General features: G+C 67.9%; 19 protein-coding genes. 9 read left to right on the top strand and 10 right to left on the bottom strand.

Annotation, left to right across the window (positions count from 1 at the left end; genetic code table 11):
• Positions 1 to 2: 2 nt before the first annotated feature.
• Genes OG876_RS07955 through OG876_RS07945 form a run of 3 tightly spaced genes read left to right on the top strand, consistent with a single transcriptional unit; the run spans position 3 to position 3,159 of the window.
• Positions 3 to 1,364 (top strand): extracellular solute-binding protein, encoded by a 1,362-nt coding sequence (locus OG876_RS07955; protein WP_328524135.1) that lies wholly within the window; start codon positions 3 to 5, stop codon positions 1,362 to 1,364.
• Positions 1,361 to 2,341: a carbohydrate ABC transporter permease gene (locus OG876_RS07950; RefSeq protein ID WP_328524134.1), complete on the top strand. Its 981-nt coding sequence runs from the start codon at positions 1,361 to 1,363 to the stop codon at positions 2,339 to 2,341. Before OG876_RS07955 ends, OG876_RS07950 begins: the two co-directional genes overlap by 4 nt.
• The gene (locus tag OG876_RS07945) at positions 2,338 to 3,159 is read left to right on the top strand and encodes a carbohydrate ABC transporter permease (protein WP_328524133.1); all 822 of its coding nucleotides are present in this window, start codon (positions 2,338 to 2,340) and stop codon (positions 3,157 to 3,159) included. The genes OG876_RS07950 and OG876_RS07945 overlap by 4 nt, the downstream gene beginning before the upstream one ends.
• Before the next feature lie 9 nt (positions 3,160 to 3,168).
• Here OG876_RS07945 and OG876_RS07940 read toward each other — a convergent pair whose 3' ends face one another.
• From OG876_RS07940 to OG876_RS07930, 3 genes are read right to left on the bottom strand one after another with little or no spacing between them, the layout of a single operon-like run.
• Positions 3,169 to 4,200 carry a hypothetical protein gene (locus OG876_RS07940; protein WP_328524132.1) on the bottom strand — a complete coding sequence of 344 codons (1,032 nt, stop codon included), beginning with the start codon at positions 4,198 to 4,200 and terminating at the stop codon, positions 3,169 to 3,171.
• Position 4,201: 1 nt separating this feature from the next.
• Positions 4,202 to 4,696 carry a SigE family RNA polymerase sigma factor gene (locus OG876_RS07935; RefSeq protein ID WP_328524131.1) on the bottom strand — a complete coding sequence of 165 codons (495 nt, stop codon included), beginning with the start codon at positions 4,694 to 4,696 and terminating at the stop codon, positions 4,202 to 4,204.
• Between the two features lie 52 nt (positions 4,697 to 4,748).
• Complete coding sequence (locus OG876_RS07930; RefSeq protein WP_328526869.1) at positions 4,749 to 5,996, bottom strand: DUF4032 domain-containing protein; 1,248 nt, start codon at positions 5,994 to 5,996, stop codon at positions 4,749 to 4,751.
• A 67-nt stretch (positions 5,997 to 6,063) separates the two neighbouring features.
• Between OG876_RS07930 and OG876_RS07925 the strand changes: the two genes are divergently transcribed.
• The 5 genes from OG876_RS07925 to OG876_RS07905 all read left to right on the top strand — a co-directional run bounded on the left by OG876_RS07925 (position 6,064) and on the right by OG876_RS07905 (position 11,969).
• On the top strand, positions 6,064 to 7,056 hold the full coding sequence (locus tag OG876_RS07925) for a LacI family DNA-binding transcriptional regulator (protein WP_328524130.1): 993 nt from the start codon (positions 6,064 to 6,066) through the stop codon (positions 7,054 to 7,056).
• Positions 7,057 to 7,228: 172 nt separating this feature from the next.
• A complete protein-coding gene (locus OG876_RS07920; RefSeq protein WP_328524129.1) occupies positions 7,229 to 8,599 on the top strand; it encodes an ABC transporter substrate-binding protein in 1,371 nt (456 codons plus the stop codon).
• A gap of 179 nt (positions 8,600 to 8,778) precedes the next feature.
• Positions 8,779 to 9,552: a carbohydrate ABC transporter permease gene (locus tag OG876_RS07915; protein ID WP_328524128.1), complete on the top strand. Its 774-nt coding sequence runs from the start codon at positions 8,779 to 8,781 to the stop codon at positions 9,550 to 9,552.
• Positions 9,549 to 10,418, top strand: coding sequence for a carbohydrate ABC transporter permease (locus OG876_RS07910; protein ID WP_328524127.1), 870 nt, complete (start codon positions 9,549 to 9,551; stop codon positions 10,416 to 10,418). The genes OG876_RS07915 and OG876_RS07910 overlap by 4 nt, the downstream gene beginning before the upstream one ends.
• 9 nt (positions 10,419 to 10,427) lie before the next feature.
• Positions 10,428 to 11,969, top strand: coding sequence for a glycoside hydrolase family 13 protein (locus tag OG876_RS07905; protein WP_328524126.1), 1,542 nt, complete (start codon positions 10,428 to 10,430; stop codon positions 11,967 to 11,969).
• Between the two features lie 2 nt (positions 11,970 to 11,971).
• Here OG876_RS07905 and OG876_RS07900 read toward each other — a convergent pair whose 3' ends face one another.
• The 7 genes from OG876_RS07900 to OG876_RS07870 all read right to left on the bottom strand — a co-directional run bounded on the left by OG876_RS07900 (position 11,972) and on the right by OG876_RS07870 (position 20,076).
• A complete protein-coding gene (locus tag OG876_RS07900; RefSeq protein WP_328524125.1) occupies positions 11,972 to 13,276 on the bottom strand; it encodes a type II toxin-antitoxin system HipA family toxin in 1,305 nt (434 codons plus the stop codon).
• Positions 13,269 to 13,577 (bottom strand): helix-turn-helix domain-containing protein, encoded by a 309-nt coding sequence (locus OG876_RS07895; protein ID WP_328524124.1) that lies wholly within the window; start codon positions 13,575 to 13,577, stop codon positions 13,269 to 13,271. Before OG876_RS07895 ends, OG876_RS07900 begins: the two co-directional genes overlap by 8 nt.
• Before the next feature lie 120 nt (positions 13,578 to 13,697).
• The gene (locus OG876_RS07890) at positions 13,698 to 15,938 is read right to left on the bottom strand and encodes a heavy metal translocating P-type ATPase (RefSeq protein ID WP_328524123.1); all 2,241 of its coding nucleotides are present in this window, start codon (positions 15,936 to 15,938) and stop codon (positions 13,698 to 13,700) included.
• Positions 15,935 to 16,834 (bottom strand): hypothetical protein, encoded by a 900-nt coding sequence (locus OG876_RS07885; protein ID WP_328524122.1) that lies wholly within the window; start codon positions 16,832 to 16,834, stop codon positions 15,935 to 15,937. Before OG876_RS07885 ends, OG876_RS07890 begins: the two co-directional genes overlap by 4 nt.
• Positions 16,831 to 17,049 carry a heavy-metal-associated domain-containing protein gene (locus OG876_RS07880; RefSeq protein ID WP_328524121.1) on the bottom strand — a complete coding sequence of 73 codons (219 nt, stop codon included), beginning with the start codon at positions 17,047 to 17,049 and terminating at the stop codon, positions 16,831 to 16,833. Before OG876_RS07880 ends, OG876_RS07885 begins: the two co-directional genes overlap by 4 nt.
• A gap of 20 nt (positions 17,050 to 17,069) precedes the next feature.
• Positions 17,070 to 17,375 (bottom strand): metal-sensitive transcriptional regulator, encoded by a 306-nt coding sequence (locus tag OG876_RS07875; RefSeq protein ID WP_405071092.1) that lies wholly within the window; start codon positions 17,373 to 17,375, stop codon positions 17,070 to 17,072.
• A 223-nt stretch (positions 17,376 to 17,598) separates the two neighbouring features.
• Positions 17,599 to 20,076 (bottom strand): YfhO family protein, encoded by a 2,478-nt coding sequence (locus OG876_RS07870; protein WP_328524120.1) that lies wholly within the window; start codon positions 20,074 to 20,076, stop codon positions 17,599 to 17,601.
• A gap of 45 nt (positions 20,077 to 20,121) precedes the next feature.
• Between OG876_RS07870 and OG876_RS07865 the strand changes: the two genes are divergently transcribed.
• Positions 20,122 to 21,090 carry a glycosyltransferase family 2 protein gene (locus OG876_RS07865; RefSeq protein WP_328524119.1) on the top strand — a complete coding sequence of 323 codons (969 nt, stop codon included), beginning with the start codon at positions 20,122 to 20,124 and terminating at the stop codon, positions 21,088 to 21,090.
• Positions 21,091 to 21,145: the final 55 nt, after the last annotated feature.

Below are 21,145 nucleotides of genomic sequence, written 5' to 3'. Positions count from 1 at the left end.
CCATGACCACTACGAACGCAGGGCTCTCCCGCCGCCGGTTCCTGGCGCTGAGCGGTGCGGCCGCCGGCGGTGCGCTCGCGGTCGGGTGCTCCCCGGCATCGTCCACCAACACCCCGGCCGCCGCCGGCTCGGGCTCGGCCGCCAAGGGGACGGTCACCGTCATGTCGCAGTCGGGCGAGTTCGGCCCGAAGGAGGCCAAGGCGGCCGCGCAGGCGCTCGGCCTCACCGTGAAGACGGTCGAATACGACCTGACCAAGCTGACCGCGATGCTTGCCAGCGGCAACCCGCCCGACGTCGTCCGCGGGATGGGTGCGACGGACACGGCGTACCTCGCCGCCCGGGAGGTGGCCGAGGACCTCGACCCGTACTTCGCGAAGAGCACGCTGATCAAGGCCGACGACATCGACCCGGTGAACGACCTGTGGCGGTTCGACGGGCAGAAGCAGGGCTCAGGCCCGCGGTACGGGTTCGCGAAGGACTACTCGCAGGACGCCATGCTCTGGTACAACTCGGCGCTGTTCGACGCCGCGAAGGTGCCGCATCCGACCTCGGCCGAGCCGTTGTCGTTCGACGAGTTGCTCGACCTCGGTAAGCGGCTGACAAAGCGGCAGGGTGCCAAGGTCAGTGCGTACGGCCTCAACGCGAACGGCCTGAGCGTGTTCGTCACGCTCTGCGGGATGACCGCCTCGGCCGGCGGCAAGGTGCTCGCCGACGACCTCGCCTCGGTCGACCTGACCAGTCCGGAAGCGCTGCGCGCGATCACCTGGTACCTCGACTACGCCAAGGCCGGGATCGGCCCGACCGTGCTCAACCCCGACCCGAACGGCTGGGACGGCCCGACGTTCCAGGCGGGGCGGATGGCGGTCGCGACCGACGGCTACTGGTTCGGCGGTCTGTTCGGCACCGATGCGAAGAACGCGAAACTCGCCCATCTGCTGCCCGCGCCGCAGTTCGGCACCGGGGCGCGGATCAGTCCCTGTTACGGCGCGACCGGCCTGTGGATGCCGAAGGCCGGTAAGAACAAGGACGCCGCCTGGGCGGTGATGGAGTGGTTCCTGGCCGGCGACCCCGCCAAGGCGCGGGCGGCGGGCGGCTGGGGCATCCCGCCGTTGAAGTCGCTGCAGAAGCTGATGCCGCAGACCCAGCCATTCCAGAAGGAGGCCTACCAGGTCCAGATGGCCGAGCAGAAGTATTTCTCGGTCATGACGTTCACGCCGTACGTGCGGTTGGACGCGATCGACGGCGTGATCGGCCGAGAGTTGCCCAAGGCAATCAAGGGGACCCTGTCGCCGGCCCAGTTCGCCGACACCCTGAACACCCAGATCAACGCGCAGCTCACCGATGGAAAGAAGCGGTTGCGGTGAGCTCGGCACTGACCGAGGTACGACGTCCCGCCGCGGAAGCCACCGCGGACCGCGCGGACCGTCGGAAGAAGCCGCCCAGCCTGCGGAAGGCACGGACGTTCTACATGTTCGTCGCGCCGTGGATCATCGGGTTCGTCGCGCTGACGGTGTTCCCGCTGGGTTACGCGTTCTGGCTCAGCCTGACGGACTCCGACGGGCTGTCGCCGAGGACCCACTTCGTCGGCTTCCAGAACTACGTGGACATCGTCCATGACCCGCTGACTCTGAGCTCACTGGGCAGGACAGGACTGTTCGCACTGGTCACGGTGCCGCTCTCCATCTTCGCCGGGCTCCTGCTCGCGGTGATTCTGAACCAGCCGCTCAAGGGGCGCGGCCTGTTCCGGGCACTGATCTACCTGCCGGCCGTGGTCCCGCCGGTCGGGGCGGCGTTGACCTTTCGGCTGATCTTCGACCGAGACGCCGGCGCGGCGAACGGCGTACTGAGTGGACTCGGGTCGAATCCGATCACCTGGCTGGTGGATCCGAACGTGCGCTACGTGCTGTACGCGCTGGTGTTGTGGGGTTGTGGCGGGTCGATGATCATCTCGCTGGCCGGATTGCAGGACATTCCGCGGGAGTTGCTCGAGGCGGCCCAGGTGGACGGAGCGTCGTACTGGCGGTCCTTCACCAGGATCACCGTGCCGTTGTTGTCGCCGGTGATCCTGTTCCAGGTGATCACCGGGGTGATCGGGTCGCTGCAGTCGTTCGCGCCGTTGCTGCTGTCGTCCGGGTCGCTGAGTGGGGCCGGCACGGTTCCACAGGGCGACTATCTCTACATGATCCACGTCTTCGCGCAGTACTTCAGCGCCTCTCGCTTCGGGTACGCCTCGGCGATGCTGTGGCTGCTGTTCGCGGTGATCCTGTTAGTCACGTTGCTCATCATCAAGGTCAGCGCGCGGACGGTCTTCTACACCGTCGAGCCGGAGGGCAAGCGATGACCAGGACGAACCGCTGGGCGCTGTACATCGTGCTGCTGGCCGTCGTCCTGGTGATGCTGAGCCCGATCCTCTGGCTGGTGTCGACCTCGCTGAAGTCGCCGGCCGAGATGGCGTCGTTCCCGCCGACGTGGTGGCCGTCCGCGCCGCGGTTCGCGAACTTCACCGACGCGATCAGCCAGGTGAACTTCCTCGGCGCGACACAGAACTCGCTCACCATCGCGTTCATCACCACCACGCTGACCACGCTCAGCTCGGCCTGGGTCGGGTTCGGGTTCGCCCGGCTGACCGCGCCCGGGAAGAAGCAGCTGTTCGTCGTACTGCTGGCCACGATGATGCTGCCGGGGATCGTGACGCTCGTTCCGACGTACCTGATCTTCGCGAAGCTGCACATGGTCAACACCTACTGGCCGTGGGTCGCCTGGGGGCTCGGCGGCAGCGCGTTCCTGATCTTCCTGTTCCGGCAGTTCTTCGCCGGCATCCCGCGGGAGATGGAGGAGGCCGCGATCATCGACGGCTGCGGGTACGTCGGGATCTTCTGGCGGATCTTCCTGCCGCAGTCCTGGCCGGTGATCGCGGCCAGTGTGATCTTGTCCTTCACCGGCGCCTGGGGTGATTTCGTCGGGCCGGCCATGTTCCTCAGCCAGGACAGCACGACGCTGGCCGTGGCGATGGCGACCGGCTATGTCAACGACAAGGGCCTGCCGATGAACAACCTGGTCGCGGCCGGTGCGGTGATGTACGTGCTGCCGGTGCTGGTCCTTTTCATGTTCATGCAACGCCGCTTCGTCAGCGGCTTCTCCACATCCGGAATCAAGTGAGGCAGTCCTTCATCGAGGTGATGGGGTGAGAGGGCGGGCCGGGTCGAAGAGGTCGCTGGGCTGGTTGGGGTTGTGGACGCCGGTGCGGATGAGGTCCAGGGCCGGGTAGCCGATCAGGCGCCGGGTCGTGCCGTCGTCGGCCGGGAACTGGCGGCCGAGGTTGCAGGTGGAGTAGGTGACGCGGACCGGCCACGAGGTGGATCGGGTGTGGAGAATGACCACGTAGGTGCGGGAAGACGGGTCCTGGCAGCCGGGTGGAGAGTCCGGCGGCCGGCCCTCGGGCGCGGTGCGCAGGAGACGAGCGAGTTCGACGGCCTGTTCTGGGGGAACGCTCGACCCCGCGACCAGGGAGCCGTTCCAGTACTCGCAGATGCCGGCTGACGTGACCGGATCGCTCGTACTGCTGCCGGGCGGCCGGAAGTCCGTGGGAGTGCAGCCGTTGTCGTCGGTGCCGGTGATCGGGCGGGCGGTGTCGAAGATGCGCCGGCGGAGTGCGTCGTCGTTGGTCAGCACGCTGACCTTCGTCCCGCCGACATAGCGTGTCTCCTCGGCCCAGCCCCCGTCGTACTGCTTGATCCCGGGCGCCTGGACGTCGTTGAACCACAGGTACGGGACCCGCCGATCCAGCGGGAGTACGGCGTCCTCACACGTGTGGCTCGACTTCCCGAGCCAGTCGTTGAACCGACCGATCACCGGCTGGCTCGACGACGAGAACGTCGTACAGGGCGCCGCGCCGGAGATGTACTGCGTCCAGGACTCGGGGACCTGCACCTGCGCGAACTTGTACGACTCCCAGCGCCAGCCGGGCTCAGCCGCGCCGGGCCGGGCGATCGGCGGGTCGGTCCGGAGTTCGGTGAGGGAGTGGGCCGCGGTGATGGCCGTGGCGACCGCGGCACAGGCCAGGACGGTGGCACCGATGGTGCGGCCGGTACGCCGGCGGCGCAGGCGATGGTGGACATCGGACAACAGGTGGTCGTCGGACGGTGCGTCGGCCGCGTGCCTCGACAGGCTCGCCGCGACCAGGTCCTCGGTTGCGTCCATATCAGGTGGCCTCCTCGGCCGTGGTCAGCGTGGTGCGCAGGGTGGCCAGCGCCCGGTGGATCTGCGAGCGGACGGTGGCGGGCGAGCAGTCGAGGACCTCGGCGATCTCGGCGTCGGGCAGGTCCTCGTAGTACCGCAGGACGACCGCGGCGCGTTGCTTGGTCGGCAAGGTCGCACACAGAGCCCAGACCGCGTCGTGCTCCGCCTGCGCGTCCGCGAGGTCCGTGCCGACGGACTCCGCCGCCGGGTCCGGGGTCGGAGTCTCCCGACGGAGGAACCTGCGCCACCGGGAGATGTCGGCGTTCACGATCGACCGGCGGACGTAGGCCTCGGGGTCCTGACCACGACAGATCCGGGTCCACCGCGAGTACGCGGCGATCAGCGCGTCCTGCACGGCTTCCTCGGCGCGAGCATGGTCGCGCGTGAGCAGGTACGCGAACCGCAACAGCGCGGCACCCCGTTGCGCCACCCACTCGTCGAAGTCGGGCGTTTCCATCCGGCACCTCCCACCCTTATCCACGCTGGCGGGCGGCCGGACGTTGCAAGCCTCAGTCGGCCTCGGAGATGGCCGGGGTCGGCAGCGCGAGCTTCTCGTCCGGCTTCGCGCTCAGTACGTCGTCCACGTAGGACCGCGCCGCCTCCATCGTGTCGATCTCGTGGCCGGCCTGCTCGGACAGGAACCAGCGGTGTTCGAGCACCTCGTGGAAGACCTCGGCGGGCTCGAGCTTGCGCTTCAGGTCGCGCGGGACCAGGCGAACGACCGGTTCGAAGACCTCGGTCAGCCACTCGTGCGCGACGATCTCCTCGTCCTCGTTCTGCTGGTCGGTCGAGGCGGCGTAGGAGTCCAGGTCGTTCAGCAGCCGGCGGGCCTGGTTCTCCTCGACGTCGAGGCCGGTCAGCCGGAGCAGCCGGCGCGAGTGGTGGCCGGCGTCCACGACCTTCGGCTGGATCCGGACCTGGCTGCCGTCCCAGTCGGTGATGATGTCGATCTCGGCGACATCGAAGCCGAGGTCGTTCAGCCGCCGGATCCGCGAGTCCAGCCGGTGGATCTCGTCGGTGGCGAACTCCTCGGGTGCGGTCAGCTCCGCCCACAGAGCGTCGTACCGGTCGTTGATCGACTGGACCGTCTCCTGCGGGTCGATGTCCGGGTCGAGCAGGCCACCCTCCTGCAGGTCGAGGAGCTCGCCGAACAGGTTGATCTCGGCGGTGTACAGGTCGTGCGCGCGCTGCCCGTCGGAGATGTCCTGGTGCAGCTCGCCGGTCTCGGCATCCACCAGGTACGCCGCGAACGCGCCGGCGTCCCGGCGGAACAAGGTGTTGGACAGCGAGCAGTCGCCCCAGAAGAACCCGAGCAGATGCAGCCGCACGATCAGCGCGACCAGGGCGTCGATCAGCCGGTTGACGGTGTCCGGCCGCAGCGTGCTGGAGAACAGCGCGCGGTAGGGCAGCGAGAACTGCAGGTGCCGGGTGATCAGGATCGAGTCGATCGGCTCGCCGTCGCGGTCGAGCCGGTCGGTGATCACGCCGACCGGTTCGACCGAGGGCGCCTCCAGCCGCTCCAGGTCGCGCAGCAGCCGGTACTCGTGCATCGCGAGATGCTCGAGCACCTCCTTGATCGCGTACACGGTGCCGTTGACCCGGACGAACCGGACCACATGCCGCGAGATACCGCGCGGCAGCGCGACCAGTTGGTCCTCGGGCCAGTCCTCCAGCGGCACATCCCACGGGAGCGACAGCAGACCGGTGTCCGGGCGAGTGGCGACGAATCGGGGCACGACGCCCAGTCTGTCAGGAATCCTGAGGCTTCAGCGAGGTACGTAAGTCGTTGCAAAAACTTGCGTGATGTGGCGTAGAGTTTGCGTCATGACACGACGACTTGCAGAGGTGGCCAAGAAGGTCGGCGTCAGCGAAGCCACCGTGAGCCGGGTCCTCAACGGGAAGCCCGGAGTGTCCGAGGCGACCCGGGAAGCGGTGCTCACCGCGCTGGACGTGCTGGGGTACGAGCGTCCCACGCAGCTGCGCGGCGATCGCGCGAGGCTGGTCGGGCTGGTGCTGCCGGAGTTGCAGAACCCGATCTTCCCCGCGTTCGCCGAGGTCGTCGGTGGCGCGCTCGCGCAGCAAGGTTTCACCTCCTTGCTCTGCACCCGGACGCTCGGCGGGGTGTCCGAGGCCGACTACGTGGATCTGCTCCTGCAGCAGCAGGTGTCCGGGGTCGTCTTCGCCGGCGGGTTCTACGCGCAGGCCGACGCGCCGCATCAGCACTACGAGCTGATCCAGGAGCGCAAGCTGCCGACCGTGCTGGTGAACGCGGCCGTCGACCACCTCGGCTTCCCGCAGGTGTCGTCGGACGACGTCGTCGCCGCGGAGATGGCGATCGGGCACCTGCGCGCGCTCGGTCACCGCCGGATCGGGATGGTGCTCGGGCCGCGCGACCACATCCCGTCGCGGCGGAAGCTGGACGCGTTCCTCGCCTCGGAGGAGGCGGATCCGGACCTGGTCGAGCACACGATGTTCTCGCTCGAGGGCGGGCACGCGGCTGCCACCCGGCTGGTCAACAACGGCGTCACCGGCATCGTCTGCGCCAGCGACATCCTTGCCCTCGGCGCGATCCGCGCGGTCCGCCGGGCCGGCCTCTCCGTCCCCGACGAGGTCTCGGTGATCGGGTACGACGACTCCGCGATGATGAACTGCACCGACCCGCCCCTCACCACCGTCCGCCAGCCGATCGATGCGATGGGCCGGGCCGCGGTCGACATGCTGGTCGCGCTGATCGAGCGGGCCGCCGTACCCGCCGACGAACTGCTCTTCGAGCCCGAGCTGGTGGTCCGGGCCTCCACCGCCCGCGCTCGGATCTGACCCTTCCCACCCGCAGCCGCTGACCGTACCCCGGTCGGCGGCTGCTGTCGTGTGTGCACGCAGCGCTGACCTTCCCATCTGAAGTCACGATTTTGCAATCTCAAATCGAAGTATTGCGCGACGGTGTCGAGTTGCCTACGGTGTCCGCAAGATCGAGGGAGAGGGTGGATCGATGAGGACAACGCGCCGCGGGCTCAGCCTGGTGTTGGTGATGGGACTCGGGCTGGTGGCCGCGTCCTGCGGATCGGGGGAGGCGAAGAAGCCGGCCGCCGAGGGATCGGCGGACGGGCCGGTGACGATCACGGTCGGCTGCCAGCCGCCGAAGAGCAATCCGAAGGAACGCACGGCCTGGGACGCGGATGTGGCCGCCTTCCAGAAGCAGCACCCGAACATCACCATCCAGAGCAAGGACGCGTTCCCCTGCATCAACCCGGACACCTTCCAGGCGAAGCTGGCCGGCGGCACCCAGGAGGATGTCTTCTACGTCTACTACACCGACGTCCAGAAGATCATCAAAGCCAAGCAGGCCGCGGACATCAGCCAGTACGTCGGCAGCGTCGGCGCGGTCAAGGACCTGCGTCCTGACGTGATGGGCGTGTTCAAGGACGGCGACAAGACCTACGGCCTGCCGCGCAACAACTACAACATGGGCCTGGTCTACAACCGCAAGCTGTTCACCCAGGCCGGCCTGAACCCGGACAGCCCGCCGACGACCTGGTCCGAGGTGCAGGAGGACGCGAAGAAGATCGCCGCGCTCGGCGCCGGGTACGTCGGCTATGGCGAGTACTCGGCCGGTAACACCGGCGGCTGGCACTTCGCCGCCTCGCTCTACGCCCGCGGCGGCTCGATGGTCAGCGACGACGGCAAGACCGCCGCGTTCAACAGCGCCGAAGGCAAGGCGGTGCTGGAGAACCTGAAGAAGATGCGCTGGGACGACAACTCGATGGGCAGCAAGCAGCTCCTCCAGTGGGAGGACCTGATGCGGATGATGGGTTCCGGCAAGCTCGGCATGATGATCGGCGCGCCGGACGTCGTGCAGTCGGTGAACAACGACTTCCAGGGCAAGTTCGACGACTACGGCGTGACCGCCGTACCGGAGTCCGACGGCAAGGCGTCGCTGAGCGGTGGCGACGGCTACATGTTCAACCCGAAGGCGACGCCGGAGAAGATCAAGGCCGGTCTGCTCTGGCTGCAGTTCCACGAGCTGACGCCGGGTCAGGGCCAGTTCAACTACGCGCGGTCCAAGGAGCAGGGCCGTCCGGTCGGACTGCCGATCCCGGACCTGTACGGCGATACCGCGCCGGGCAAGCAGATCGTCGACCTGCGCAAGCAGTACGCGACTGTTCCGGTCGACCACTTCGCGCCGTACGTCGCCGCGCAGCCGAACATCACCAACAAGCTCGAACCGCCGAAGGCGCAGGAGCTGTACGCCGTCCTCGACGTGGCGATGTCCGCGGTGCTGACCCGCAAGGACGCCGACATCGACAAGCTGCTGTCCGACGCGGAGAGCAAGGCCAACAAGATCCTGGCCAAGAACACCTGATGGCTGTTACCGAGCAGCAGGTCCGTCGTCCCCACGCGGTGGGGGCGACGGACCCGCGATCACCGGACGACCACGGCGCTCTCCGCCGGGCGGTTGGGCGCAACCTCACTGCGTACGGGTTCCTCTGCGGTGCACTGATCTGCTTTGCCTTGTTTTCCTGGTATCCGATGATTCGAGAGGTGGTTCTGAGTTTCCAGCAGAACAACTTCGTGGATCCGGGGGTCTGGGTCGGGTTCGACAACTTCCGGACGGTGATCGAGGATCCGGCGTTCCGGTCGGCGTGGCTGAACACGGCCGCGTTCAGCGGGCTCGCGCTGGTCATCGGGTATGCGGTCCCCTTCGTGCTGGCCGTCGTACTCAACGAGCTCAGGCACGCGAAGGCGTACCTGAGGTTCGTCGTCTACCTGCCGGTGATGCTCCCGCCGGCGGTCGCCGTACTGCTGTTCAAGTGGTTCTACGACCCCGGCAACGGCCTGTTCAACCAGGTGCTCGACGTCTTCCACCTCCCGCCGCTGAGCTGGCTGGACTCCACGAGTACGGCGCTCGTCAGCCTCGTGCTCGTGTCGACCTGGATGAACCTCGGCACCGGCACGCTGATCTACCTGGCCGCCCTGCAGAGCATCCCCGGCGACCTCTACGAGTCGGCCGAGCTCGACGGCGCCGGCCTGTTCCGGCGCGTCTGGCACGTGACGGTCCCGCAGACCAAGCTGATCCTGCTGGTGATGCTGCTCCTGCAGATCGTCGCGACCATGCAGGTGTTCATCGAGCCGTACCTGCTGACCGGCGGCGGCCCGGAGAACGCGACCGTCACGGTCGCCTACCTGATGTACCAGTACGCGTTCAATTTCGGCGACTTCGGCGGCGGCAGCGCCCTCGGCCTGATGCTGATGATCGTGCTGTTGGTGTTCTCCACCGTCTATCTGCGGGTCTCGCGCGAGGAGGACGCCCGATGAGGACTCTGGTGTCGCCCCTCTCGCTCCGGACTCCGAGAGGACGAGTGATCTACTGGACCACGCTGGTCGTCGTCGTGATCGGATTCACCGGCGCCTTCGTGTTCCCGCTGTACTGGATGGTGACCGGCGCGCTGAAGTCGCCGGACGAGATCGCCCAGATCCCGCCGAGCTTCTTCCCGAAGCATGTCGACTTCGGGGTCTACAAGGACGCCTGGGACCAACTCCAGCTCGGGATCTTCCTGAAGAACACCGCCTTGTACGCCGGTGGCGCGTGGCTGTTCACGCTCGCGGTGGACGTGACCGCGGCGTACGCGTTGTCGAAGCTCCGCCCGTTCTTCGGCAAGCTGATCCTGGGCGCGATGCTGGCGACGCTGATGATCCCGCCGATGGTCCTGCTGCTGCCGACGTACCTCGTGGCGAAGGATCTGCCGATCTTCCACGCCAGTCTGCTGAACACCCCCTGGGCGATCTGGTTGCCGGCGGCAGCGAACGGGTTCTTCGTCTTCCTGCTCAAGCGGTTCTTCGACTCGATCCCGCGCGAACTGCTGGAGGCCGCGGAGATCGACGGCGCGTCCCCGCTGCGGATCCTCTGGTCGATCGTGCTGCCGGTGTCGCGGCCGATCCTCGGGGTGGTGTCGATCCTGTCCGTGGTGACGGTGTGGAAGGACTTCGTCTGGCCGCTGCTGGTGCTGCCGGAGACCGACAAGATGTCGATCAGTGTCGGCATCGCGTCGCTGTCCGCGCAGATGCCGCAGAACGTGCTGATCGCCTCACTGGTGATCGCCAGCCTTCCCACGATCCTCGTGTTCTTCGTCTTCCAGCGGAGCATCATGGCCGGGCTCACCGCCGGAAGCCTGAAAGGTTAAGGAGATTCGATGGCCGACGAATGGTGGCGTGGAGCTGCGATCTACCAGGTCTATCTGCGGAGTTTCGCGGACGGGAACGGGGACGGGATCGGCGATCTGGCCGGGCTTCGGCAGCGGTTGCCGTACCTGGCCGAGCTCGGCGTGGACGCGATCTGGCTGAACCCGTGGTACCCGTCCCCGATGGCCGACGGCGGGTACGACGTCGCCGACTACCGTGCGATCGACCCGGCCTTCGGCACGCTGGCCGAGGCCGAGGCGTACATCGCGGAGGCGCACGCGCTGAACATCCGCACGATCATCGACATCGTGCCCAACCACGGCTCCGACCAGCAGGACTGGTTCGTCGAGGCGCTGCGGACCGGCCCGGGCTCACCCGAGCGGGAGCGGTTCATCTTCCGGCCAGGCCGCCGTGACCTGCCGCCGAACGACTGGCAGTCGATCTTCAACGGACCCGCGTGGACGCAGGTCGAGGACGGCGAGTGGTACCTGCACCTGTTCGCCCCCGAGCAGCCGGACTTCAACTGGCGCAACCCCGAGGTGGTCGAGGAGTTCCACGACATCCTCAGGTTCTGGCTGGATCGTGGCGTCGACGGGATCCGGATCGACAGTGCCGCCGTACTGTTCAAGGATCTGGACAGCGTCGAGGAGTCGTACACCGACCACGACGAGGTGCACGACGTCTACCGCGGCTGGCGGCAGATCACCGACTCGTACGACGCCCGGTTCCTGGTCGGCGAGATGTGGATGCCGGACCAGGAGCGGTTCGCGCTGTACCTGCGGCCGGACGAGATGCACACGGCGTTCAACTTCGACTTCCTGTCCCGCCCGTGGGAGGCCGGCGAACTGAAGGCGTCCATCGATCTCACGCTGTCGACCCACGTCCCGATCGGCGCGCCGCCGACCTGGGTGCTGTCCAACCACGACGTCACCCGCCCGGTGACGAAGTACGGGCGCCCGGACACGTCGTTCTCGCACCAGGACCGCAAGCACGGCATGCGCACGGACCTCGTCCTCGGCGAACGCCGCGCCCGCGCCGCAGCCCTGCTCGCCATGGCCCTCCCCGGCGGCTTGTACGTCTACCAGGGGGAAGAGCTCGGCCTTCCGGAAGTCGAGAACCTGCCCGACGAGCTCCTCCAGGACCCCATCTTCACCCGCTCGGGCGGCACCGACCGCGGCCGGGATGGTTGCCGCGTCCCCCTACCGTGGTCCGGCAAGGAACCGCCGTTCGGCTTCGGCGCCGGCTCCACCTGGCTCCCGCAACCCGCCGACTGGAAGAACCTCACCGTCGAGTCCCAGCACGACGACCAGAACTCGATGCTCACCCTCTACCGCACCGGCCTGAAGCTCCGCCGCACCTACCTGGGCGACGGCACTCTCACCTGGCTGGACTCACCACCCGGTGTACTCACCTTCCGACGCGAAAACCTGACCTGCATCACCAACCTGACCCCCCACCCCGTAGACCTCCCGCCCCACGACGAACTGCTGCTCACCAGCACCCCGCTCGACGACGGACTACTGGCCGGCGACAGCACGGCCTGGATTCGTTGAGCTCACACTTTGGGGACGTCGACTCGTCCCCAGCGATCACGTCGACCCTCGACGTGAGCGGTGACCAGGTCCGCGATCCACTGCGCACGAGGGCGCAGTGGCTCGGGGACTCCGGCCTCGCTTGCGACTTGGGCGAAGGCCGCCGGAATCCGTGCGCGCAGCGCCGCCGCTCGGTTGGCGGCGTCGTCCGCAGTGAGGCCGAAGTGTTTGCCGACCGCTGCCCAATCGGTGTTCGCCACAGCGGCCATCCGCCACGTGTTGCCGATCTTCATGGCCGATTGCAGATGGGATTCCTGGTCGTACGGCACCATCGACGCCACGTCGTACAGCGGCGCCAGCCGGACGTCCCGAGAACTCAGCAGGATGGAGAAGTTCTTCGCGTGAGCGTCTGTCGCGCCGATCGCCACGTTGTAGACGAGGTAGTCGAACATCCTGCGGAGGTTCTCTTGCCGTGATGACTGCAGCCCGCTGGTTGTCAGGAGCCGGCCGATCTCCGGTACACCGGGACCGCCGTCGCTCTGATACTTCTTGCTCGGCGGCACCGAGAGGGCCTGGCACAGATCTTCCTGGTGGAGTCGCCGCCAGCGTCCATCGCCGTCGCGGACCCGGTCGTAGCGTCGGGAGATGAGCACCTCGTACCGATCTGTGGTCAGGAGCTCTGTGTCAGCTGCGGGGAGGCCACAGAGCTGAGCTGCGCGCAGGCAGAGGTGCTCGTTGAGGTGATGCCCCTGGTAGTTCGGCATCGACGGCTTGAGGATGTGAGTCGTCGGTGTCGAGTCCTGGGGCACACCCCAGCGTCCTTCGGGCGAACGAAAGAGTGCGATCTTGCTCTGCGCCCCCGCGAGACTCCACCGGCCCGCGTTGCGGCCCGGGTCCCAAGTCTCAGGACTCCGCGCCAGGTCCACGAGAGTCTGGTCGATTGCTTCGTCGCTGAGCCAGTCGATGTCGCCCTGACGGTTGGCGGCGTCGTGGCAGGTGGCCGTCTCGGGCAACACCTGTACGGCGCCGGCCGCGTCTCTGCCGATGTGCCGCAGCAACGCGAAAGGGTTGTTGGCCGAGACACCGTACTTTCGCCCGAGCCGTTGCAATGCCGGCTCACTGTCGGGGAGGAGACCGCTGATGAAGGCCAGAACCACCTTGTTGGGGTAGGTGGCGGCGTGCTTCGGCATCGACAAGGACAGCGGCACGCTCGCGGCCCGGTTGCGGTAGGCGTCGTCGTACCCGAACGACAGACGTCCCTGTGCGCTCTGATGAAGTGCGCCCACCCGACTGCCATCGAGGTACACGGCGAGCCGTTCCTCAGCCATCCTCGGACGGCTTTCCCGTTGCCGGCCGATCTCCGCCGAGATTGCTGAACACGTCGTTCCAAGCCGCCTCGGTATCGTCCTCGACGGCGTCATCTTGATCGTCGGTCAGCAGTCTCAACCCGACAGCCGCGACGGTGTCGAGCACCAGCCGAAGCTCAAGCCGCGGATGCCCTTGCTCCAGACGCACGAGCCAGTCGCGCGAGACACCCGCGTGCTGAGCGAGCTGCGACTGTGTCAGGTGGCGCTTCGTCCGCGCGTCGCGGACAGCTGCGCCGAGATCCCGAGTCGTATGGATCTCCATCGCTCCCACCTCGAAAAGTCGTCGTACGGCGACATTAGCAAATGTTGCCATACGGCGACAATCCAGAATTTAGTCGTACGACGACATCTGCGGATGTCGCCGTACGACCATATCGAGGCATCAGGATGAACTGAGGGCCTTGAATCGGCGGAGGCGGAGGCTGTTGGAGACGACGAAGACGGAGCTGAAGGCCATTGCGGCGCCGGCCAGCATGGGGTTGAGCAGGCCGGCGGCGGCCAGCGGCAGTGCAGCCACGTTGTAGGCGAAGGCCCAGAACAGGTTGCCCTTGATGGTCCGCAGCGTGCTGCGGGACAGGCGGATGGCGTCCGCGGCGGCGCGCAGGTCGCCGCGGACCAAGGTCAGGTCGCTGGCCTCGATCGCCACATCGGTGCCGGTGCCCATGCTCAGGCCGAGGTCGGCCTGGGCGAGGGCGGCCGCGTCGTTCACGCCGTCGCCGACCATCGCGACCACCCGGCCCTCGCTCTGCAGCTTCTTCACCGCGTCGACCTTGTCGGCTGGCAGCACCTCCGCGATCACCTCGTCGATGCCGACCTCGGCCGCCACCTTCGACGCCACCGCCTCGTTGTCACCGGTCAGCAACACCGGCCGCAGTCCCAGGGCCTTCAGGTCCCGGATCGCCTGTGACGACGTCGGCTTGACCGTATCCGCAACCACCAGCACGGCCCGCGCCATCCCGTCCCAGCCGACGGCGACCGCCGTACTGCCCTCGGCCTCGGCGTGCTCCTTCGCATGCGCGAGGTCGTCCGGCAGGTGCTGGCTCCACTCCTCCAGCAGCCGCGTCCGACCGACGAGTACGGCGTGACCGTCGACGATGCCCTGGACGCCAAGGCCCTCGACGTTCCCGAAGTCCTCGGCCTCGGGCAGCCGGCCGACCTCTGCGGCCGCGCCACGAGCGATCGCCTGCGCGATCGGGTGCTCACTGGAGTGCTCCAGCGCCCCGGCCAGCCGCAGTACGTCGGCCCGCTCCTGCCCAGGAGCCAGCAGTACGTCGACCAGCTCCATCCGGCCCGTGGTCACGGTGCCCGTCTTGTCCAGTACGACGGTGTCGACCCGGCGCGTGGACTCGAGCACCTCCGGGCCCTTGATCAGGATGCCCAGTTGCGCACCCCGCCCGGTGCCGACCATCAACGCGGTCGGTGTGGCCAGCCCGAGCGCACAAGGGCAGGCGATGATCAGTACAGCGACCGCCGCGGTGAACGCGACCTCGACCGGGGAACCGTTGCCGAGCCAGAAACCCAGCGTGGCCAGCGCCAGCCCGATCACGATCGGCACGAAGAACCCGGACACCTGGTCCGCCAGCCGCTGCACCGCGGCCTTCCCGTTCTGCGCGTCCTCGACCAGCCGGGCCATCTGGGCCAGCTGCGTGTCCGCTCCGACCCGGGTCGCCCGGACGACGAGCCGGCCGCCGGCGTTGACGGTCGCACCGACGACCGCATCACCTTCGCTGACCTCGACCGGCACGGACTCACCGGTCAGCATCGACGCGTCGACCGCACTGCTGCCGGTCACGATCACCCCGTCGGTCGCGACCTTCTCGCCCGGCCGGACGACGAACTCGTCACCCACGACCAGTTGGTCGGCCGGGATCCGGGTCTCCGCACCGTTCCGCAGTACGGCGACATCCTTCGCACCGAGCTCCAGCAACGCGTGCAGCGCGGCGCCTGACCGGCGCTTGGCGCGGGCCTCGAAGTACCGCCCGGCCAGGATGAACGCGGTCACGGCGACCGCGACCTCGAGGTAGATCTCCTCGGCTCCGGTGCCACGCGACGGGATCAACGTGAACGGCATCTTCATCCCCGGCTCGCCTGCACCGCCGATGAACAAGGCGTACAGCGACCAGAGGAACGAGCTCACCACGCCCAGCGAGATCAGGGTGTCCATCGTGGTGGCGGCGTGCCGCAGGTTGGTCCAGGCGGCCTTGTGGAACGGCCAGGCCGCCCACGTCACCACCGGGAAGGCGAGCGTCAGCGACGCCCACTGCCAGAAGTCGAACTGCAGCGCCGGGATCATCCCGAACGCGATCACCGGAATCGCCAGCACGATGCTCGCGATCAGCCGCTCGCGCAACGGCTTCAGTTCGTCGGGTTCGGCAACGTTGCTCTCGGCAACGGCCGGCGCCGGCAGTGTCGCGGTGTAGCCGGTCTTCTCGACGGTCGCGACCAGGTCGTCGGTGCTGATGCCGTCCGAGTAGGTCACCTTCGCCTTCTCGGTGGCGTAGTTGACGGTCGCCGAGACGCCGTCCATCCGGTTCAGCTTCTTCTCGACGCGGGCGGCGCACGAGGCGCAGGTCATGCCGCCGATGATGAGCTCGACAGACCGACCGGTTTCTGTGTTGGTCATGATCCCACCCGCACGGTGAACTCCGCGGTGTGCACCGCACCCGCGTGCTGGAAGTCGAGGTAGAGCCGGTACGTCCCCGCGGTCGGGAACGTGGTGCCGAAGCTGATCGACGGGCCGCCCTTCATACCAGGCTCGGCGTGCTGCGCTGGGTGGTTGTGCAGGTAGGCGAGGTCGCCACTGCGCAACGACACCAGGTGGCCGAACGCGCCCAGGTACGGCTGCAGGTCCATGACCGGTTTCCCGCCGCGACTGACCCGGAACGTCAGTTCGGACTCGTGTCCGGCAACCGGGTTGCCCTCGAGTGTCACGTCGTACCCATTGAAGCTGTCGGTGCCGGCCGGCTTCGGCAGCCGGACCGGGGTGAAGCTTCCGGAGACGCTGACATCGGTGCCCAGGGTCAGCTTCTTGTCCAGGCCGGCCGGCTGGAAGTCGGCGTACAGCCGCCAGGTCCCGCCGGTGGTGAAGGTGAACGGGATGCTCCACGCGCCCGTCGCGTCCATCGTCGGATGCACGTGGTGGAAGCCGGACAGGTCACGCCGGACCACGATCAGGTGCAGGTCCTTCTCGTGCGTCTTGGTGTACGTCGTCACCGGCTTGCCATCGGGGCCTTGGATCGTGAAGCGCAGTTGGGTCTTGGCGCCGGACCGGAAGGACGTGGCCGCCGGGCTCAACGTGTAGCCGGCGTCGGACACCGCGAGCCCGGGCAGTTGCCCACCCGCGTCGTGTCCTGCTTCCTCCGCCATGCCACCCATCTCCTCGTTGCCGTGAGCCGCGGCAGGCGCGGGATCGGCCGCCGCGACCGGGTCGACCGCGGAGCCGATCGCGAACGCCGCCCCGAAGGCCAGCGCGAGCGCACCGGCAAACGCGCCGAGCCGGAGCGCGGCGGCCCGGCTCACGACGCCGCCAGCTCGTAGCCCGCCTCGTCGACGGCCTCGCGTACGGCGGTCTCCTCGAGAACGGACTCGCTCGTCACGTGCACCGCGGAGGTGCCGCCGGCGTTCAGGTCGATGCTGACCTCCCGCACGCCGGGAAGCTTGGTCAGCTCCTCGGTGACGGCGGCGGTGCAGTGCCCGCAGGTCATCCCGGTGACGGAGTAGGTGGTGGTGGTCATATCGGACTCCTTGAGAGTTTTCAGCTACGAACGAGACGGGCGATCGCGTCGGAGGCCTCGCGGACCTTCTCCTCGGCCTCGGCGCCGCCCTTCTGCGCGGCCTCGACCACGCAGTGCGAGAGGTGCTCGTCGAGCAGCTCGAGCGAGAACGACTGCAGCGCCTTCGTCGCGGCCGACACCTGGGTGAGGATGTCGATGCAGTACTTGTCCTCCTCGACCATCCGCTGCAGGCCGCGGATCTGGCCCTCGATCCGCCGCAGCCGCTTCAGGTGGCTGCTCTTCTCGGCGGTGTATCCGTGCACGTGGCCGTCGGCGTCGGTGGTCATCACAAGCTCCTCATCTACCCCTCGGGGGTATGTCGACACACAGAAAGTACCCCCTACGGGTATCCAGCGCAAGTCCTGCGCGAATACCCATAGGGGGTACCTTGCGGCACCGCGGCCGCGATCGGCGAGAAGACCCTGTCCTTCGAGCACGGTGCCTGGTACATGGCTCTCGTGGCCACCGCCCTGATCCTGCTCGGCGCCGCGGTCTTCCACCGCCGCGACGTCAACTCCTGACGCGTCGCCGCCATCGCCACCCGAACAGCACGATCCCGAGCGTGAGCAGGGCGGACGCCGCGCCGATCGCCAGGCCGCGCCGGAGGCCCGGTGGAATGAACGTGCACTCGATCCGGTCTGCAGCGCCGGTCAGGGGTACGGCGACCAGACCGCCGTAGTCCCGTGGGGTCTGAGCCTTTCCGTCCCCGGCCGAGCACTGCCAGCCGGACACCCGCGGTACGGACACCACGGCGTACCCCTTGCTGCCCGGCGGCAGCGTCGCGCGGATCGAGTGACCGCCGGCCTCCACATGGGTCGCCCCGCTCGCCTGCAGCCGCCGGATCACCTTCGCCAGGGCTTGTTGATCAAGGCAACCGACCGCTCCGCTCGGTGGGATGCCCTGCGGAGCCTCGCCGAAGTTGATCTCGATCAGCACGACGCCGGACTTCGGTACGGTGCCCAGTCGGACCATCGCGCTGCTCGTGTTGATGCCGGGCCGGCGAGTCGCCGACAGCTCGTGCCAGGCGCCGTCGGCCAGCCGCGCCCGGCCGCCCACCCGCGGGAGGTTCAGGAACGCGGTCGTCCCGGGAGTGCACGCCCCGACCAGTTTCACGTTACCGGTGGCGAACCTGGTGCCCTTGTAGTCGGGCACCTCGTACACCTTGGTGCCGAGCAGCCGCTCCTGGGCGGCGTAGGCGGTCGAGGTGTCGGTCAGGCCGAGATTCCGCCGGACCGTGACGAGCGGGGGTGCGTCCGACCGGATGATTTTCGGGCCGCTGGCGCGCAACTGCAACTTGGCCCCGATCGCGAAGATCGCGTCGGTCACCGGGTTGTCGAGCGCGTGCGACGCGCGGCCGTAGCCGGACCAGCCGAAGCCGAGCTCGGTCAGCGTCTGGTTGAGCGTGTACGGCAGCAGGCTGCTGTAGAGGCCGGCGCCTTGGCCGCCGAGCAGCATCGGGTCGTTCGGCGTGATCGACGTCCCCGGTTCGGTCCGGTACTGCGGCCAGTCCTGAGCCGCCGCGACCGTGTCGCGGCGCTTGGTCTGCGCGGCGTCCCAGGGACCCTCCGTCGCGCTCAGCACCTTCGCGCGCCCCTCGTCGGTCACTACCGCGGTCCACGTGGTCTCCACGGCGACGACGACCATCAGTACGGCGAAGGCGACCGCGACCGGCCACTTCGTCCGTCGCAGAGCCGCGGAACGCCGGACGGCCCAAATGGTGCCGAACACAACCAAAGTCACGGCTCCGGATGCGATCAGGACCGTCATCGCGTGCCGAGTCAGCAGGGGACTGCCGTTGGACACCACCGCGATCACGGCCAGCAGCGCGCCGCCGCACAGCACCGCGATCGGGCTGGGCAGGCCGTACGCGACCGCCAGCCAGCCGAGGACGATGATCACGCCGCACAGCACGAACGCCTCGCGGTACTGGCTGCCGTTCGGGGTGTCGAAGCCGTGCCACATCTCCTGCGTCGGCGCCCACCGGAAGGAAAGCGCGAGCAGGACCGTCGTCACCACCCAGACCGCCTTCGTCCGGAGCGGGACGAAGCGGTTGAACGGCATCGTCAGGGCGAGCAGCAGGGCGACCGTCCCGACGTACAGGCTGGCGGTCCGGCCGACACCCTCGGACAGCGGGAGCAGGCGGGACAGGAACAGGTCGATCGCCGACGCCTTGAACACGCCGGAGGGCGACGGCGTTGCGGCGTCGTTGGCGGCGAAGACCGGTAGCAGGATGGGCGCGACCAGAGCGATGCCGAGCACGAACGAGATGCCGTGCCGGAGCACCACCCGGAGCCGCAGCAGCCAGCCGAGGTCACTGGTCAGCACCCGAGCGAGCAGGAAGATCCCAGCCGCGATCGTTGCCATGTAGGCGGTGTAGAAGTTGGACAGCCAGAAGACGGCGACCACTAGCACGCTGAGCAGCCGGTTGGTCCGGCGCAGTGACCACTCGGCTACCAGGAAGAACATCGGCAGGGCGATCAGGCCGTCCAGCCACATCGGCACGTACGCCCCGTCGTCGAGCGCCCAGCCGCAGACGCCGTACGACGCTCCCAGGATCGCGGCAACCCAACGGGGTCCTTTGTGCATCTTCAGGAGTAGGACCGCCATGGCGGCCGCGGCCAGGCTGAGTTTGAGGACGGTGATGACATAGACCGCGAGGTCGATCTGGTCGCGCGGGAACAGGCCCACCAGCAGGGACAATGGGCTGCCGAGGTCGACGCCGTAGTCGGCCAGGAAGCCGACGCCGAACGCGCTCTGCCAGTTGAACAGCAGGTCGCCCTGGGCGCGACCGTGCAGGATGTCCCACAGATGGGCGAAGAAAGGGATGTACTGCGTGCCAAGATCGTTGGTACTGCGGGACAGTGAGCCGAAGGGGTAGGTTTCGCGGATGATTCCGGAGGCGATGAACACGGCCGCCACCAGCACGCCGGCGACGAGCGCGGGGAGTACTGCCGAGCGCCGTCGTACCGTGCTGCCGTCCGATCCCACTGGCCGCCCCTCCGCTTGCCCTGGATGGTGCATATGACCACAACGATGCGCCTGAGCCTAGTGGTGCCCTGTTACAACGAGGTCGAGGTGGTCACGCGGTTCCACGAGGCGCTCAGCCGTGAGCTGGTCGCGACCGGCCGCTCGTACGAGATCGTGTACGTCGACGACGGCAGCACTGATGGGACGCTCGACGAGCTGGTGAAGTTGGCAGCCGCCGACGACGCGGTCCGCTACCTGTCCTTCAGCCGCAACTTCGGCAAGGAGGCCGCGATGCTGGCCGGCCTGCGGTACGCAGGAGGCGACGCGGTGGTGATTATGGACGCCGACCTGCAGCACCCGCCGGAGCTGATCGGCCGGATGCTCGAGCAGTACGAGCGCGGCTTCGACCAGGTGATCGCGCGCCGGACCCGGACCGGTGACCCGGCGACCCGGACCCTCTTCGCGCGGGCGTACTACTGGCTGATCAACCGCTGGGCCGACGTCGAGCTGGTCGACGGGGTCGGCGACTTCCGGCTGCTGTCGCGGCGGGCGGTCGACGGGCTGCTGGAACTGGGCGAGTACAACCGGTTCTCCAAGGGGCTGTTCGCCTGGATCGGGTTCGAGTCGATCCTGTTCGAGTACGACAACGTGAAGCAGCCGGACCGGAAGAGCCGGTGGACGTTCCGGCGCCTGCTCGAGTACGGGCTGGACGGGCTGCTGTCGTTCAACAACCGGCCGCTGCGGCTGGCGATCTACGTCGGCCTGCTGCTCACCGCGGTCGCCGCCGGGTACGCCGTCTGGGTGATCGTGAACGCGGTCCTGAACGGCGTCCAGATGCCCGGATACGTCACGCTGATCGCGGCGATCACCGGGCTCGGCGGGCTGCAGATGGTGATGCTCGGCGTGATCGGCGAGTACATCGGCCGGATCTACTACGAGACCAAGCACCGGCCGCACTACCTGCTCAAGCAGAGCAACATGGACCCGATCGACCGCCCCGCCACCCAGACCCCGCGCAGCCGGCAGCTTCCTTAGAACGTGCAGCGGCCCCGGGTGGACGAACCACCCGGGGCCGCTGCGTTACGTCGTA

The sequence above is a fragment of the Kribbella sp. NBC_00359 genome (genome assembly GCF_036097425.1).
Lineage (GTDB): Bacteria > Actinomycetota > Actinomycetes > Propionibacteriales > Kribbellaceae > Kribbella.
Note: the sequence above shows the minus strand (reverse complement) of the source record. Positions and strands in the feature narration are given on the sequence as shown.

Coding starts and splice junctions, on each gene's coding strand:
- OG876_RS07955 (WP_328524135.1), top strand. CDS start 3: ATGACCACTACGAACGCAGGGCTCTCCCGCCGCCGGTTCCTGGCGCTG.
- OG876_RS07945 (WP_328524133.1), top strand. CDS start 2,338: ATGACCAGGACGAACCGCTGGGCGCTGTACATCGTGCTGCTGGCCGTC.
- OG876_RS07940 (WP_328524132.1), bottom strand. CDS start 4,200: ATGGACGCAACCGAGGACCTGGTCGCGGCGAGCCTGTCGAGGCACGCG.
- OG876_RS07935 (WP_328524131.1), bottom strand. CDS start 4,696: ATGGAAACGCCCGACTTCGACGAGTGGGTGGCGCAACGGGGTGCCGCG.
- OG876_RS07925 (WP_328524130.1), top strand. CDS start 6,064: ATGACACGACGACTTGCAGAGGTGGCCAAGAAGGTCGGCGTCAGCGAA.
- OG876_RS07920 (WP_328524129.1), top strand. CDS start 7,229: ATGAGGACAACGCGCCGCGGGCTCAGCCTGGTGTTGGTGATGGGACTC.
- OG876_RS07910 (WP_328524127.1), top strand. CDS start 9,549: ATGAGGACTCTGGTGTCGCCCCTCTCGCTCCGGACTCCGAGAGGACGA.
- OG876_RS07905 (WP_328524126.1), top strand. CDS start 10,428: ATGGCCGACGAATGGTGGCGTGGAGCTGCGATCTACCAGGTCTATCTG.
- OG876_RS07900 (WP_328524125.1), bottom strand. CDS start 13,276: ATGGCTGAGGAACGGCTCGCCGTGTACCTCGATGGCAGTCGGGTGGGC.
- OG876_RS07895 (WP_328524124.1), bottom strand. CDS start 13,577: ATGGAGATCCATACGACTCGGGATCTCGGCGCAGCTGTCCGCGACGCG.
- OG876_RS07890 (WP_328524123.1), bottom strand. CDS start 15,938: ATGACCAACACAGAAACCGGTCGGTCTGTCGAGCTCATCATCGGCGGC.
- OG876_RS07880 (WP_328524121.1), bottom strand. CDS start 17,049: ATGACCACCACCACCTACTCCGTCACCGGGATGACCTGCGGGCACTGC.
- OG876_RS07875 (WP_405071092.1), bottom strand. CDS start 17,375: ATGACCACCGACGCCGACGGCCACGTGCACGGATACACCGCCGAGAAG.
- OG876_RS07865 (WP_328524119.1), top strand. CDS start 20,122: ATGCGCCTGAGCCTAGTGGTGCCCTGTTACAACGAGGTCGAGGTGGTC.